Source organism: Acinetobacter sp. Li1LvA2, from assembly GCF_056156705.1.
Window position 1 is genome coordinate 601,002 of record NZ_JBSICF010000001.1, and the last position, 14,392, is coordinate 615,393.

The 14,392-nt window shown below is 37.1% G+C and carries 16 protein-coding genes; 8 read left to right on the forward strand and 8 right to left on the reverse strand.

Features of this window, described 5'->3' with window-relative positions; translation table 11 throughout:
- Positions 1–27: 27 nt before the first annotated feature.
- Together trmA and ACS604_RS02755 are read left to right on the forward strand one after the other, a co-directional pair.
- The gene (gene trmA / locus ACS604_RS02750) at positions 28–1,113 is read left to right on the forward strand and encodes a tRNA (uridine(54)-C5)-methyltransferase TrmA (RefSeq protein ID WP_474769901.1); all 1,086 of its coding nucleotides are present in this window, start codon (positions 28–30) and stop codon (positions 1,111–1,113) included.
- A 247-nt stretch (positions 1,114–1,360) separates the two neighbouring features.
- Positions 1,361–1,591, forward strand: coding sequence for a hypothetical protein (locus ACS604_RS02755; protein WP_003651412.1), 231 nt, complete (start codon positions 1,361–1,363; stop codon positions 1,589–1,591).
- 35 nt (positions 1,592–1,626) lie between these two features.
- Here ACS604_RS02755 and ACS604_RS02760 read toward each other — a convergent pair whose 3' ends face one another.
- Positions 1,627–2,373, reverse strand: coding sequence for a phosphodiester glycosidase family protein (locus ACS604_RS02760; protein WP_474769903.1), 747 nt, complete (start codon positions 2,371–2,373; stop codon positions 1,627–1,629).
- Between the two features lie 191 nt (positions 2,374–2,564).
- Here ACS604_RS02760 and ACS604_RS02765 point away from each other — a divergent pair, with 191 nt between their 5' ends.
- Entirely contained in the window at positions 2,565–3,155 is a 591-nt protein-coding gene (locus ACS604_RS02765; RefSeq protein WP_004792795.1) for a lecithin retinol acyltransferase family protein, read from the forward strand.
- Positions 3,156–3,199: 44 nt separating this feature from the next.
- Here ACS604_RS02765 and ACS604_RS02770 read toward each other — a convergent pair whose 3' ends face one another.
- Positions 3,200–3,790, reverse strand: coding sequence for a YceI family protein (locus ACS604_RS02770; protein WP_474769905.1), 591 nt, complete (start codon positions 3,788–3,790; stop codon positions 3,200–3,202).
- 216 nt (positions 3,791–4,006) lie between these two features.
- Between ACS604_RS02770 and ACS604_RS02775 the strand changes: the two genes are divergently transcribed.
- Complete coding sequence (locus tag ACS604_RS02775; RefSeq protein ID WP_151962671.1) at positions 4,007–4,414, forward strand: OsmC family protein; 408 nt, start codon at positions 4,007–4,009, stop codon at positions 4,412–4,414.
- Between the two features lie 57 nt (positions 4,415–4,471).
- Here the strand turns inward: ACS604_RS02775 and tkt are convergent, their stop codons facing one another.
- Positions 4,472–6,460 (reverse strand): transketolase, encoded by a 1,989-nt coding sequence (gene tkt / locus ACS604_RS02780; protein WP_004792800.1) that lies wholly within the window; start codon positions 6,458–6,460, stop codon positions 4,472–4,474.
- Positions 6,461–6,998: 538 nt separating this feature from the next.
- Here tkt and metK point away from each other — a divergent pair.
- Positions 6,999–8,165, forward strand: coding sequence for a methionine adenosyltransferase (metK, locus tag ACS604_RS02785; protein WP_174742192.1), 1,167 nt, complete (start codon positions 6,999–7,001; stop codon positions 8,163–8,165).
- A 124-nt stretch (positions 8,166–8,289) separates the two neighbouring features.
- Here metK and ACS604_RS02790 read toward each other — a convergent pair whose 3' ends face one another.
- The gene (locus ACS604_RS02790) at positions 8,290–8,538 is read right to left on the reverse strand and encodes a hypothetical protein (RefSeq protein WP_005304620.1); all 249 of its coding nucleotides are present in this window, start codon (positions 8,536–8,538) and stop codon (positions 8,290–8,292) included.
- Positions 8,539–8,796: 258 nt separating this feature from the next.
- Here ACS604_RS02790 and ACS604_RS02795 point away from each other — a divergent pair, with 258 nt between their 5' ends.
- Positions 8,797–8,991 (forward strand): hypothetical protein, encoded by a 195-nt coding sequence (locus ACS604_RS02795; protein WP_151962669.1) that lies wholly within the window; start codon positions 8,797–8,799, stop codon positions 8,989–8,991.
- A gap of 65 nt (positions 8,992–9,056) precedes the next feature.
- Here ACS604_RS02795 and ACS604_RS02800 read toward each other — a convergent pair whose 3' ends face one another.
- A complete protein-coding gene (locus ACS604_RS02800; RefSeq protein ID WP_049836499.1) occupies positions 9,057–9,620 on the reverse strand; it encodes an FxsA family protein in 564 nt (187 codons plus the stop codon).
- Positions 9,621–10,120: 500 nt separating this feature from the next.
- On the opposite strand from ACS604_RS02800, the gene blaOXA reads away from it, so the two are divergent.
- Positions 10,121–10,942, forward strand: a complete 822-nt coding sequence (gene blaOXA / locus ACS604_RS02805) for an OXA-213 family carbapenem-hydrolyzing class D beta-lactamase (RefSeq protein WP_174728231.1) — start codon at positions 10,121–10,123, stop codon at positions 10,940–10,942.
- 76 nt (positions 10,943–11,018) lie between these two features.
- On the opposite strand, the gene ACS604_RS02810 is transcribed toward blaOXA, so the two are convergent.
- Together ACS604_RS02810 and ACS604_RS02815 are read right to left on the reverse strand one after the other, a co-directional pair.
- Positions 11,019–11,564, reverse strand: coding sequence for a GNAT family N-acetyltransferase (locus ACS604_RS02810; protein WP_312822445.1), 546 nt, complete (start codon positions 11,562–11,564; stop codon positions 11,019–11,021).
- Positions 11,561–12,154 (reverse strand): helix-turn-helix domain-containing protein, encoded by a 594-nt coding sequence (locus ACS604_RS02815; protein WP_312822447.1) that lies wholly within the window; start codon positions 12,152–12,154, stop codon positions 11,561–11,563. Before ACS604_RS02815 ends, ACS604_RS02810 begins: the two co-directional genes overlap by 4 nt.
- A 198-nt stretch (positions 12,155–12,352) precedes the next feature.
- Here ACS604_RS02815 and ruvC point away from each other — a divergent pair, with 198 nt between their 5' ends.
- Positions 12,353–12,898 (forward strand): crossover junction endodeoxyribonuclease RuvC, encoded by a 546-nt coding sequence (ruvC, locus tag ACS604_RS02820; RefSeq protein WP_002121356.1) that lies wholly within the window; start codon positions 12,353–12,355, stop codon positions 12,896–12,898.
- Between the two features lie 11 nt (positions 12,899–12,909).
- Here ruvC and ACS604_RS02825 read toward each other — a convergent pair whose 3' ends face one another.
- Positions 12,910–14,367, reverse strand: a complete 1,458-nt coding sequence (locus ACS604_RS02825; RefSeq protein ID WP_474769911.1) for an NAD(P)H-hydrate dehydratase — start codon at positions 14,365–14,367, stop codon at positions 12,910–12,912.
- Positions 14,368–14,392: the final 25 nt, after the last annotated feature.

The window sequence follows — 14,392 nt, forward strand, 5'->3', positions numbered from 1 at the left end:
TTGATTCTGTCTAAATTTTCTTTGTCTATGACCTCTTCTTATCATCAACAACTTCAAACTAAAATTGACCGCATTACTGCCCAATTTTCTGAATTTACTCCACCTACATTAGAAGTGTTTGAGTCACCTGAACAACATTTCCGTATGCGTGCTGAGTTTCGTATCTGGCATACAGAAAATGACATGTTCTATGCCATGTTTGAACGTAACGATAATGACAAGCAAAAAACAGTTGTACGCATTGATGAGTTTCCTATTGCGGACCAAAGCATTAATGATTTAATGCCAAAACTTTTGGAAGAACTCAAAGCGGAACCCAAGCTTTCTAGCCGTATATTCGAAGCTGATTTCCTCGCTACACTTAGCGGAGAAATGTTAGTTACCTTAATTTATCACCGTAAATTAGATCAAGAATGGGAACAGGCAGCTAAAGCACTTGCTGAGAAGTTAGACATTAAAATTATGGGCCGCAGTCGTGGCCAGAAAATTATTATTGGCGATGATTTCGTCGTTGAAGAATTTGAAATTTTAAACCGTTCATTTAAATACAAACAAATTGAAAGTAGCTTTACTCAGCCAAATGCACAGGTTTGCAAAAAAATGCTGCAATGGGCATGCGATGCGGCAGAAGGATCGAAAAAACACTTATTAGAGCTTTACTGTGGTAACGGTAACTTTACTCTTCCGCTTTCTTTAAAGTTTGAACGCGTTTTGGCAACAGAACTTGCAAAATCCTCTGTTTATGCTGCTCAATGGAACATCGAACAAAATCAGATTGATAATATTCAAGTAGCCCGTCTTTCAGCTGAAGAATTCACTCAAGCTTATCAAGGTGAGCGCGAATTCCGCCGTCTACAAGAAGCAAATATTAATATTCAGAGCTATGATTTTGATACCGTATTTGTTGATCCACCACGTGCAGGGATTGATGATGAAACTTTGAAATTATTACAGGGTTTTGAACGTATTATTTATATTTCATGCAACCCGGATACATTGTATGAGAACTTAAAAATATTAGGTTTAACTCACCGTATTACTAAGTTTGCATTGTTCGATCAATTCCCTTATACGCATCATGTTGAGTCAGGTGTATTACTTGAGAAGATTTAAACAAAATCTTTCATTGTAAAGTTTTAAATAAGGAGGTTATATACCTCCTTATTTTTTAATGTTTTTTATTTAACTATTTAAATTTTAAAAAAATATCAAGTCATCTATCTGTCATAATTTCGTTTAACTCGAGCATTCCTATCGAAAATTCTTGAGTTCAATTGGTGGTTTTATCACTTATAGAGACTTGTATTTTATTTTAAACTGGCTATATTTCGATCTATGTTAAGTTGTATATGAAGGCTCTATGAGTTTTTGGCAAAAGCTGTTCTTAGCAGATCAACAGCATAACGAGCATAAAAACCAAACTGCTTGTGTTGAAAATGACTGCTCATGTAAAACAAATGAACAACTTCTAAGTGCTCTTGCACTAGCAACAGATGAAGATGTCATTAAGGGAATAAAAAAAGTTCTTATTTCCCGTGGTTATAGCCGAAAAGAGTTAAATGAACTCACTCAAAAACCATCTATTCACTAATAAAAAAGCCAGTCTTGTACTGGCTTTTTTATATTTCACTTTACTCGACAATCTATCTGATTAACCGAACCCACCATTGGCCCTATTTCAAACAATTGATCGTTACGTTTGTTTTTTGGAATATATAAACTAGAAATAGAACCATCAAGATATAAAGCCTGCTCTACCTCAAGATTTCTTTGAAAGAACTGAGCAAATCTGTAGAAACTCACGCTATTTTTCGATATTACAAAGTAGAGCTTATTATTTCGAATACCCACGCCATTACGAATTTTGTTCGATTGAGAGTCTGGTAAAAAAAGGGAGTTTATCTTCCCATCAATAACTAACATCGGGCCAGATTGTGTCGCATACTCAACGTTCAAATCGCGTCGACTATATTGCTGTGTTGTTAAAATAAAGGCCTGTTTTTTATTCCAACCTAGCACACCATTCGGCTGTAAAAAGAAATTTCCCAATCCTTTATTTTCATTTAATGGCTGAATTACTTTAGCCTGTTCAACATACAGCCCTACTGGAGAAAATCCCGGATGAAACATCCCTGCATTCATTGCAAAAGAAAGATGCTCACATCGTTTTAAATTTTTCTGAATATTATTAAAGCTTTTGTAATACTGTTGATTAGTGGAATTCTTAAGAAAAAGACGCAACTGTTTTAAATTGCTAATTGCAATCACATCATATTGATCGCCCTCCGCCGTTTTAAGTTGCTGATGTTCTATGGCATAGACAGACTGAATCAAAAGACCATATATCGTTAAGCACCATATCAACCATTTCATTTAGTGTCCCCAAGCATGACATTTTTCCTTCATATGAAATCTTTAAATTATATACAATAAAGACAAATAGATTAGGTATGTACCAAACTCATTCATTCGACGTAATCAATACACTCCACATGACTGATATTGGTTATAATGTTGGCAGCTTTCAATAAAAGCCATTTACACTTTATTGGATCAGCGTAAGCATGCAACAACCGAATAAGCGCTACCCCCTAGGGGCTCATCTCATCGTAAAACATCTCGGCTATAGCCATCATGGTATATATGCTGGGAGAGGTCGAGTTATCCATTATTCAGGCTTAGCGCATTTCATCAAAAAACGCCCAATTGAAATCACTTCAATAGATGCATTCTCGCATGGCAAAAAAATACACGTTCGCTCTTATGACAAGCCGCGCTATAAAGGCAAAGCTATCGTGCGCCGCATGCGTTCACGTATGCATGAAAACAATTACCATCTAATTATTAACAACTGCGAACATTTATGCAGTTGGGCAATTACCGGAATTGAAAGTAGTACCCAAGTTGAACGTATGATGCACCGATTAACGACCATCGGTTATGTAAGTTCAATCATGAGCTATATGAATGGTATGATGCTTACTGTCGCAACCACATGTTTTGCTCTTGTTCTTTATATTAAGAAGAAATTGCGTGATCAAGCAAAAATGAAGGTTCCTACTTACCAATTCCTCAGAGAAAAATCTGAAAAAAGGAATATTGATCCTTCAGTCCCTTTAATATTTATAGATCCCGATAAAAAAGAACCAATTTAATAAAAAAGCCCTCATATTTGAGGGCTTTTTAGAAAACTTAAAACTTATTTTTTAGCTGCACTAGCAGCAGTTGCTTCAGTGGTAATGTTTACAGTGATTTTATCACCTACATTCGGCACATAACTTCCTAGACCAAATTCAGAACGATTGAATGAAGTTGTAGCATTAAAACCAATCGCTGGAACTTTCGCCATTGGATGCTCGCCTTGCTTATTTAAAACAGCATCAAGTACAACAGGTTTAGTTACACCTTTAACAGTTAAATCACCAGTAATTTTAAAGTGCTTTTTGTCTTTAGTTTCAACTTTAGTACTTTTAAAAGTAATGTTTGGATATTTAGCTGCATTAAACCAAGCTTCTTCTTGGAACTCTTTATCCAAAGCAGGAACGTTTGTATTTACGCTGCTTAAAGGAATAGTTACATTAACAGATGAGTTTGCTGGTTTAGCATTATCAACTTTAATTACACCTTGGATATCCGAGAAGTTAGCGCTTGGAGTAGAAAAACCAAAGTGATTCCACGAGAAAACAGTAGCTGTATGTGTTGAATCAATTTTGTAATCAACTGGCGCAGCTAAAGTAACTGAACTAGCCAATGCTACTGCCAAACCGAAGCTTAATGTTTTAAGATGCATTTTTCGTATCCTTTATTGATATAGTCGTTAGTGTATACATCAAGTAATTTAATTCACTATTCTTTATAAAACGATATGTTTCATCCATGCAACAATAAAAGCGTTACAGTTATTATTTAAAAACAATATTATAAAGTATAGGTACTATCGTACCGTGTCTGGACTCTTAAATTAATTCGTTTTTATTTCGATTTTTGATTAATAATAAGGTAAAACATGACTAACACTGCTCAAGCACAAAGTACTTCTACTCCATATCGAGTAACTCTTACCGATCCTTCAGGTCACCAATGGTTTGCTGATGAACCTACCGATAAAGGTGGGCAAGATACTGCACCAAACCCAGTTCAAATCTTACTGTCTGCTTTAGGTGCTTGCACTACCATCACATTAGAGATGTATGCGAATCTTAAAGGTATTAAGATTGATCATGTTCAAGTGGACTTATCATTAAACCCAAATGGTGAGCCTGAAAAAGGCCAAAATAATATTGAACGCAAAATCACACTCAAAGGTGAATTCACGGAAGATCAACACAAGCGCTTATTAAAAGTTGCTGAAAACTGCCCTATTCATAAATTACTGACGTCTCAAATTAATATTCAAACCGAACTTAGCATTTAATCTTCAAATATAAAAAAAGCGCTCCATGAGGAGCGCTTTTTTACACTACTTTAATATTTAAGCAGTTAATTCTTTTACTGCCGTAACAACAGCTTCAGTTGTAATACCAAAGAATTGGAACAAGTCTTTTGCTGGTGCAGACTCACCATAAGTTGTCATACCAATTACTTTGCCATCAAGACCAACAAACTTCCACCAGTAGTCAACATGAGCAGCTTCAACTGCAACACGTGCACGGATATGAGCTGGTAATACAGCTTCACGATATGCAGCGTCTTGTTTCATAAACTCTTCTGCACATGGCATAGAAACTACACGCACACCATCAAGTTGAGCATAAGCTTCCATTGCTAAAGAAATTTCAGAACCAGTTGCAATAATGATTGCTTTCAATTCGCCTTTTTCTTGAGCAAGAACATAACCACCCTTTGCAACATTTTGAATTTGTTCTTCAGAACGTGCTTGGAATGGTAAGTTTTGACGAGAGAAAATAAGTGCTGTAGGGCCATCTTTACGCTCTAGAGCAGATTTCCACGCAGTAGCAGTTTCTACAGTATCAGCAGGACGCCATGTATTTAGGTTCGGTGTACCACGTAAAGAAGCAATTTGTTCGATTGGTTGGTGAGTTGGACCATCTTCACCTAAACCAATTGAGTCATGTGTATAAACATGAATTACACGTTGTTTCATCAATGCAGACATACGTACTGCATTACGCGCATATTCCATAAACATTAAGAATGTTGCAACGTAAGGAACAAAACCGCCATGCAATGCAACGCCATTCGCAATTGCAGTCATACCGAACTCACGTACGCCATAATATACGTAGTTACCAGCTGGGTTTTCTTGAATACCTTGGCAACCTTTCCAAAGCGTTAAGTTAGAACCAGCTAAGTCAGCAGAACCACCTAATAATTCAGGCAATAAAGGACCAAATGCTTGTAATGTGTTTTGGCTCGCTTTACGTGTTGCGATGGTTTCGCCTTTCGCATTTGTTTCACGAATGAAAGCATCTGCTTGTGCTGCAAATTCAGCTGGTAAATCACCGCTAATACGACGAAGTAACTCAGCTGCTTCAGTTGGATATTTTGCTTGATATTGTGCAAATACCGCATCCCAAGCTGCTTCAGATTCAGTACCTTTTGCTTTCGCGTCCCATGCAGCATATACATCAGCAGGAATAACGAATGCTTCTTCTTTCCAGCCTAATGCTTCACGAGTTAAAGTAATCTCATCTTTACCTAATGGCGCACCATGACAGTCTTCTTTACCTTGTTTATTTGGTGAACCTAAACCAATAATCGTTTTACACATAATGATTGTTGGTTTTTGAGTTTCAGCTTTTGCTTCGATTGTTGCTTGACGAATCGCATCAGCATCATGTCCATCAACACGAAGAACTTGCCAACCATAGGCTTTAAAACGCTCTTCTGTATCATCGCTGAACCAGCCTTCTACTTCACCATCAATTGAAATGCCATTGTCATCATAATAAGCAATCAATTTACCAAGCTGTAAAGTACCTGCTAAAGAACATACTTCGTGAGAAATACCTTCCATTAAACAGCCATCACCCAAGAAACAATAAGTAAAGTGATCAACTACTTTTAAATCATCTTTATTGAACTGAGCAGCTAAAGTCTTTTCTGCCAATGCAAAACCAACAGCGTTTGCAATACCTTGGCCTAAAGGACCAGTCGTAGTTTCAATACCTGGTGCATAACCATATTCAGGGTGACCAGGAGTTTTTGAATGTAATTGACGGAACTGTTTTAAATCTTCAATTGAAAGATCATAACCTGTTAAATGAAGCAAAGCGTATTGCAACATTGAACCATGGCCGTTTGATAAAACGAAACGGTCGCGGTTTGCCCATTGTGGGTTAGTTGGGTTGTGATTTAAAAACTCGCGCCAGACGACGTCAGCAATATCTGCCATCCCCATTGGAGCACCAGGATGCCCTGAGTTTGCCTGTTGCACAGCATCCATTGCCAATACACGAATTGCATTTGCAATACGACGTTCGTTTAAAGGGGTCGTCATAAGATCAGAATCCAATTTTAATAGATTGATGAAAAGAAGAAGATGAATAACAATTCAATGCCGCTATATTGTCTTAAAAAAAAGGCTGAGGGTAAACCCCAACATAGTATATTTCTTTATTTTTAACCGTTTCTTGGTTACACAAAAATCATTTGGACCTTTAAGTTATACAAAACAGTGCTCATTTTCTTAAATACTGCTTCCCTATACGAACAGACCGTTCTATTAGACTTTGATATATAGATAAAATATTTTGAAATCTCTATCTAGGTCGATCATGTTTCTTTTCTTTAAAATCCTACTTGTAAGACATAATCTTTTTGTTAATTCATATGTCTAAAAAGTACTCTAATAACTTGTTATTAAAATACCAATACTTTAAATAAACATTCTTTATATCAATTTTACTAATACACTTATCAATTAAAACACAGTATAAATGAAACAAATTCATGCTTTTTGGTCAGTATGAACTGGTCCTTAAGCTCAAGTCGATGTAACATATTATGTCTTTTGAAATAACCAAGATAGGACTTTCATGCGCGAGTACGCTGTTTTTACCTCGGAATCTGTAAGCGAAGGTCATCCCGATAAAATGGCCGACCAAATTAGCGACGCTATTTTGGATGCAATCTTAAAAGAAGACCCATACGCACGTGTTGCATGTGAAACACTGGTAAAAACAGGCGCTGTTGTACTTGCTGGTGAAGTTACAACGACTGCTAATATTGATGTTGAAGCTGTTGTTCGTAATACTGTTAACGGTATTGGATACCACCACTCTGATCTTGGCTTTGATGGATCAACATGTGCTGTAATCAATATGATTGGTAAACAATCACCAGAGATTGCACAAGGTGTAGACCGTCAAAAACCTGAAGATCAAGGTGCCGGTGACCAAGGTTTAATGTTCGGTTATGCAAGCCGTGAAACAGATGTTTTAATGCCCGCTCCGATTTCTTATGCTCACCGTTTAATGGAACGTCAGGCTGAACTTCGTCGCTCAGGCACACTTCCATGGTTACGCCCAGATGCAAAAAGCCAAGTTACTTTTGCATATGAAAATGGCAAGCCTGTACGTCTAGATGCAGTTGTTTTATCTACTCAGCACGATCCTGAAATTACTCAAAGCCAGCTTAAAGAAGCTGTTATTGAAGAAATTATCAAGCCGATCATTCCTACTGAAATGTTCCACGCTGCGACTAAATTCCACATTAACCCAACAGGTATGTTCGTTATTGGCGGCCCTGTAGGTGACTGTGGTTTAACAGGTCGTAAAATTATTGTTGATACATACGGTGGTATGGCTCGTCACGGCGGTGGTGCTTTCTCTGGTAAAGATCCATCTAAAGTTGACCGTTCTGCTGCATATGCAGGCCGTTATGTTGCAAAAAATATTGTAGCAGCTGGCCTTGCTGACAAATGTGAAATTCAGGTGAGTTACGCAATTGGTGTAGCAGAACCTACTTCAATTTCAATTAATACATTTGGTACAGCAAAAGTTTCTGATGAGTTGATTATTCAACTTGTTCGTGATCATTTCGATTTAAGACCGTTTGGTATTACTCGTATGCTGGATCTTATTCAGCCAATGTATAAACAAACTGCGGCTTATGGCCACTTTGGTCGCGAAGGATCAGATACTGCATTTACATGGGAAAAAACTGATAAAGTTGAAGCTCTTAAAGATGCTGCTGGCCTCTAATATAAAGTCATAAAAAAGCCCGCCAATGAGCGGGCTTTTTTACAGTTCAAATTTCATAATATGTAGGGTTTACTCTTCTAGCAACCATCCTTGATGCCATATCATTTGTAGCTCTGATCAAAATTTATTGTCTTGTGGTTTTATCATCCTGATTTAATACATCAAGTAATGTTGACTGCGTCGGAGTATCTTGATGATTCTGGACATAAATATGGACAACTTTAAATACAACGACAACCGCTAGACAAGCCATCACACAAAACATCCACAACCCATACGGGCTTCGAATATGTTGCGAACCACAATATGGACATGATTTATCAGTTGATGCCACAACTTTGTCGCAACACGCACAATGGTATTGATATAGCATAGGTAACCCTCCTTCCCTCATTTCAACCGTTGTTTTTTTAATAGGTTTGCTGCATTTTTAATTTATACATCCTTTATATTTATCCTATGTGAAATGAAAAGATAATTCAATCTGAATGAACAATTGAGTCAATTAAAAAATATTATTAAAATACAAAAAGATAAGTTAAATATTATTTTTTTGGCAATATTTTTCTTATTTTGATATTTTGCCAAATTTGCTAAAATAAGCGAATAATCTCACATTTTAGGCAAATGCATGTCTCATACACAGCTGATTAGTAAAGGTGGCTTTCGCGAAAGAGCAAACCGAAGTCGAGGTTATCAACAATCTGAAAACAAGCAAACCGCTCTACCTTCAAATAAATATCAACCACAGTCGAAACCACAAGAAGATACTGAATTAGAAATAGACGATAGTGATTCATCTACTTCGGTTTCTCAGAATCAATAATAATTTTAAAAATAAAAAAAGCTTAAACCTCATGGGTTTAAGCTTTTTCATAACATAATTACTTATTAATCTTTATTTTTATGCTCAATTTTTTTGTGGTTTGGAGTAACATCTCGCGCTTCGCCATCAATAATGTTTGAGTCATGGTATTGGCCTTGACCACCACCTTGCTGATTCTGCATATCTTGCATTTGACGCATTAAATCAGCAAATGGATTTTGTCCTGAAGCATTACCGCCCATACCACCCATCATTTTATTCATCATGGCTTGTTGGCGTTTTGCAAGAGTTCTCATCGCTATGTTACGAAATGCAGTTTGAACACCAGGAATCAAAATTAAAACAGCCAAAACATCAGATACAAGGCCTGGCAACATTAATAAGAAACCTGCAAAAGCGTAAGCAAGTTTTTTAGTTACAGTTGGGTCACTACCTAGCTGGCCTGTCATCTGCATTTGCTGTAATTGAGGCATAATACCAGCAGTACTTCTGCGAATAAGCCCCAAACCAATAAAGAAAGCAATAATGAACCAAAAGAACACGTACCATCCACTGATGAACTGTGCTACGCCAATCCATACGGCAATTTCAACAATCGCGCCCAGAACTACAATAAGAAGTAAATTCATGTAAAACTTTATCTATCTCAAAAAGAAAATTCATTGCAGTTCTATTTGACCTAACCCTATTTAAGTTTCACATAAGGATTAAGCATTTCTCTTAACTCTGATTGTTCTGTCTATTTTCTAAAAAATTAACAAGAACTATCGCATGGGAAAGAGTCTGCAATACTGGAGTACATTTGATTTTAACTCGATAAAAACAAACATGCTTTCTTATTAATGAGTGCTGTATCAGGTTTATCAAGTGCCACTTCAATCAGATTTTAAATTTTTTACTCTATTTGAGCGAAAAACTCTTCTAAAAAGAACATATTTAGTCAAAAAAGGTCTTATTTACTTAACAAAGTTCAGACTGTTCCTTTATTTCCGCTTTATCTTTAGAAAACTTTAAAAGTTCCACTAACATGTAGATTTCCCTAAATAGCTTACATTTTACCTATCTAAAGTCAGTTCTATCCAAGTTAAATTAATTAATAACACTTCACAAATTAAACTCAGTCAAAGCTATGTATAAAAAAGTCCTTGTCGTTGCAACAGCTACTCTATTTTTATCTGCCTGCTCTTCTAACACGGTAAAACAACATCAAATACATTCTATTTCCGCCAATAAAAATTCAGAAGAAATTAAATCTCTGTTTGATCAGGCACAGACCACAGGAGTTTTAGTGGTTAAGCGTGGGCAAACCGAAGAAATTTATGGCAATGATCTTAAAAGAGCATCAACCGAATATGTTCCCGCCTCTACCTTTAAAATGCTAAATGCTTTAATTGGACTTGAACATCATAAAGCAACGACAACTGAAATATTTAAATGGGATGGGCAAAAGCGTTTATTTCCTGATTGGGAAAAGGACATGACTCTAGGCGATGCTATGAAAGCTTCTGCTATTCCAGTTTATCAAGAACTAGCTCGTCGTATTGGACTTGATCTTATGACTAAAGAGGTAAAACGTATTGGTTTCGGTAATGCTGATATTGGTTCAAAAGTAGATAATTTTTGGCTTGTCGGTCCACTTAAAATTACACCTGAGCAAGAAACCCAATTTGCTTATAAATTAGCTAATAAAACTCTTCCATTTAGTAAAAATGTACAAGAACAAGTCCAATCAATGGTGTTTATAGAAGAAAAAAATGGACGTAAAATTTATGCTAAAAGTGGTTGGGGATGGGATGTTGAACCACAAGTCGGCTGGTTAACCGGCTGGGTCGTTCAACCGCAAGGAGAAATTGTGGCATTCTCGCTCAATTTAGAAATGAAAAAAGGAATCCCTAGTTCTATCCGAAAAGAGATTGCTTATAAAGGATTAGAACAACTCGGCGTTTTATAATTTAGGCTCTATAGCCCTGTTTTTATTTCATCATAAACCGGGCTATTTTCTTAAACTTGAGATTGAGCTTTATAATTTATCCATCAACTGGCTGCTTTGGCGTATTTAAATTTAACTGATAAAAAGCGGCATCTAACCATTGTCCAAACTTAAACCCGACCTGTTTAAAGGTACCTGCATAGATAAAGCCCATTTTTTCATGTAAACCAATGCTTGCCTGATTGGTCGCATCAATACAACCAATCAATACATGTAGCTCAGCCTCTTGAGCACGCCTAATCAACTCTTGCATTAAAATTTTGCTTAACCCGCTGCCACGATGCTCATGATGAATATAAATACTATGTTCAACAGTATATTTATAGGCAGGAAAAGCCCTGAAAGTTCCCCAGCTCGCAAAACCCAACAACTTGTTTGTTTCGTCAATAATACCAATCACTGGAAAACCATTTTCTTTTTTAACTGAAAACCATGTTTTCATTGAGTCAATTGAGCGCGGTACATAATCATACAGTGCTGTAGAATTAATAATTGCCTCATTCAGTATCTCTAATATAGCCGCTGCATGTTCTGCTTCATTACAATCAATTAAACGAAAATTAGAATTGAGGGAATAGATCATAAAGATTCCTTAAAGGCAGATATGAGTTGACTAGAGACGACTAAGATATAGCGAGCGACTTGAGCTGAATTATTAATGTATATAACAGGTTGGTTGAGTTGCATTGCTAAGCAATCCCCTTTGCTTAAAGCATAAGAAGAATTATCTAATTGAATATCAATTTGCCCTTCAACCACCCAAAGTTGCTGTTGTACAACATTAGAGGTTTCATTAATTTCATAAGTAATTCGTGACTGAGGCGGAAATTCAATTTCAACAATTTGAAATGGAGACTTCCAATTTGGAGGAGAGACTTGACGGCGAATATATCCTGTTTCAGGGTCTTTCCATTCTGATTGTTGAATACGCCGAACCATAGGTTGTGGTGACTGATTATTTTGTGAAGTAGCGAATAGCTGAGTTAAAGGAACCTCTAAACCATTTGCAAGCTTTTCAAGGACAACCGCTGTTGGACTTGCCTCACCTCTTTCAATGAGTGAAATTGCAGAACGGCTTACCTGACATCGGGTAGCAAGAACATCTAGCGTATATCCACGCGCTAGACGTAGTTCACGTACTTGCTGCGCAATGCGTATATTAATATCTTCCATCTGCCGACAGACTTTAATTCCAAAATTATAGATAAGTATTCCATTAAAATAGAATTACATCAAATGATTTTAGAAAATATAAATTGGTTTAATAAAAACCGAAAAATAACCATTCATCACAGCATTCTTTAAATTACTCATGCATAACCGTTTTGGCTATGTAACAATACCTACTGAACTATTTATATAAGTCTTCACATGGCATTGATTATTGGTATTGACCCGGGTTCACGCTTAACAGGTTATGGAATCATTGAAAAAGATGGTAGTAAACTGCGTTTTGTTGATGCTGGTACAATCCGAACTGAAACTCAAGAAATGCCGGAACGCTTAAAACGCATTTTTGCTGGCGTCGAGCGAATTGTGAAATTTCATGGTCCCACTGAAGCTGCGGTTGAGCAGGTCTTTATGGCTCAAAACCCAGACTCTGCTTTAAAACTGGGACAAGCTCGTGGTGCTGCCATAGCCGCATTAGTGAATTTAGATTTACAAGTTGCAGAATATACTGCCCGTCAAATTAAACAGTCTGTCGTTGGTTATGGTGCCGCAGATAAAGAACAAGTACAAATGATGGTCATGCGGTTACTTAACTTGACGATTAAACCTCAATCCGATGCAGCCGATGCTCTTGCTGCCGCTATTTGTCATGCTCATGCATCGGGAAGTATGAGTAAACTTTCTGTCCTTAATGCCTTAGGCGGTATGGCACGTGGACGAAGCCGCTCTAGCAGCCGTAGACGTTAAAACTTTCTTACTTAGTTCACTACTTGAGTAATTGTTTCATTCATTTGATAAGCCTGTAAACCACGCATACCTTGTTTTGCAAGTTCATCACCTGCTTGAGCATGAAGGGTAACAATCTCATGTAATGCAATTGCTTTATGGAACTGAGCTTTTAGACTTGCAATCATTCCAGCTAATACATCACCCATTCCACCAGTTCCCATACCGGCATTACCTTCGGTACAAATATACAAATTATCCTCTAAAATTAAGCTACCCGCTCCTTTAAGTACCCATTGACCCGCATATTTATGTTGCAAAGCATAAATTGCAGCAATTCGGTCATTTTCAATTTGTGCTGTAGAGGAACCAAGTAAGGTAGCAGCTTCTCCCGGATGAGGCGTCGCATAAACGTGTGCCCCCAATTTTTCAGGCTGCTTGGCAAGAAACCATAAAGCATCTGCATCTAAAACAGTTTCTAGGTGTGTACTCTGATTTAACAAATTAAACCATTGCTGATAAATTTGCTTTGCCCAATCGTCACGGCCTAGACCCATTCCAAAACATACTGCATCAACTTGAGATAAAATCTCTCTAATACCATCTTCATCTAAAGCATTAATATCACGGAGCATAATATTAGGTGCCCGTGACAAAATAGCTTGATGATGCTTTTGATGACAAATCACGGTCACCTTACCTGCACCTGCATGAAAAGCAGCCTCAGCAGCCATAATGACAGCGCCACCCATTTGCTCATGTCCACCAACCACTAAGACATGACCATAGCTTCCTTTATGGCCAAAAGCCAAACGTTTAGGAAGCTTAATACTTGTCGGTGTCAAATAAGCTAATGGTTTCAGCTCTTCATCTATTGGAATTAAATTAACTAAATGAACTTGCCCCACATATTCTTTACCTTGACCTGTAAATAATCCAGCTTTAAGCCCTAAAACAGTAAAGGTATGATCAGCTCGTATTGCACAAGGTAAAGCACAGCCTGTATTTGCATGTAAACCACTCGGTATATCAATCGAAACTTTTAAACCAGATTGTTCATTAAATTGTTGAATAGCTTGTTGCCAATTAGTATTTAATTCACGTTTTAAGCCTATGCCAAATAGAGCATCAATATGGCAATCGAATGTTCTTTTAATATCAAAATCTGAATGAATTTGAACTTTCTTTTCTATAGCAAATTGCGCTGCACAATGTAAATCGTTTGATTCCCCCAATTGAGCTGCAAATATTTCAACGTGAAATCCAGCTTGTTTTAGATAACTTGCTATAAAGTAGCCATCACCTGCGTTATTGCCTTGCCCGCACCAAACAGCAATATTATTAATGCTACGATCTTTAAAAAGCTCGATGAACTGCTGAGCGATTGACCAAGCTGCTTGTTGCATTAAACCTAATGAGGAGTTTTGTGCAGCAAACCAACGCTGCTCCCATGCTCGAATATCATCGCTATGGTAAACTACCTCCTGCATATTATTATCCTCTTGCATTTTGGTT

Coding starts and splice junctions, on each gene's coding strand:
- trmA (WP_474769901.1), top strand. CDS start 28: ATGACCTCTTCTTATCATCAACAACTTCAAACTAAAATTGACCGCATT.
- ACS604_RS02755 (WP_003651412.1), top strand. CDS start 1,361: ATGAGTTTTTGGCAAAAGCTGTTCTTAGCAGATCAACAGCATAACGAG.
- ACS604_RS02760 (WP_474769903.1), bottom strand. CDS start 2,373: ATGAAATGGTTGATATGGTGCTTAACGATATATGGTCTTTTGATTCAG.
- ACS604_RS02765 (WP_004792795.1), top strand. CDS start 2,565: ATGCAACAACCGAATAAGCGCTACCCCCTAGGGGCTCATCTCATCGTA.
- ACS604_RS02770 (WP_474769905.1), bottom strand. CDS start 3,790: ATGCATCTTAAAACATTAAGCTTCGGTTTGGCAGTAGCATTGGCTAGT.
- ACS604_RS02775 (WP_151962671.1), top strand. CDS start 4,007: ATGACTAACACTGCTCAAGCACAAAGTACTTCTACTCCATATCGAGTA.
- tkt (WP_004792800.1), bottom strand. CDS start 6,460: ATGACGACCCCTTTAAACGAACGTCGTATTGCAAATGCAATTCGTGTA.
- metK (WP_174742192.1), top strand. CDS start 6,999: ATGCGCGAGTACGCTGTTTTTACCTCGGAATCTGTAAGCGAAGGTCAT.
- ACS604_RS02790 (WP_005304620.1), bottom strand. CDS start 8,538: ATGCTATATCAATACCATTGTGCGTGTTGCGACAAAGTTGTGGCATCA.
- ACS604_RS02795 (WP_151962669.1), top strand. CDS start 8,797: ATGTCTCATACACAGCTGATTAGTAAAGGTGGCTTTCGCGAAAGAGCA.
- ACS604_RS02800 (WP_049836499.1), bottom strand. CDS start 9,620: ATGAATTTACTTCTTATTGTAGTTCTGGGCGCGATTGTTGAAATTGCC.
- blaOXA (WP_174728231.1), top strand. CDS start 10,121: ATGTATAAAAAAGTCCTTGTCGTTGCAACAGCTACTCTATTTTTATCT.
- ACS604_RS02810 (WP_312822445.1), bottom strand. CDS start 11,564: ATGATCTATTCCCTCAATTCTAATTTTCGTTTAATTGATTGTAATGAA.
- ACS604_RS02815 (WP_312822447.1), bottom strand. CDS start 12,154: ATGGAAGATATTAATATACGCATTGCGCAGCAAGTACGTGAACTACGT.
- ruvC (WP_002121356.1), top strand. CDS start 12,353: ATGGCATTGATTATTGGTATTGACCCGGGTTCACGCTTAACAGGTTAT.
- ACS604_RS02825 (WP_474769911.1), bottom strand. CDS start 14,367: ATGCAGGAGGTAGTTTACCATAGCGATGATATTCGAGCATGGGAGCAG.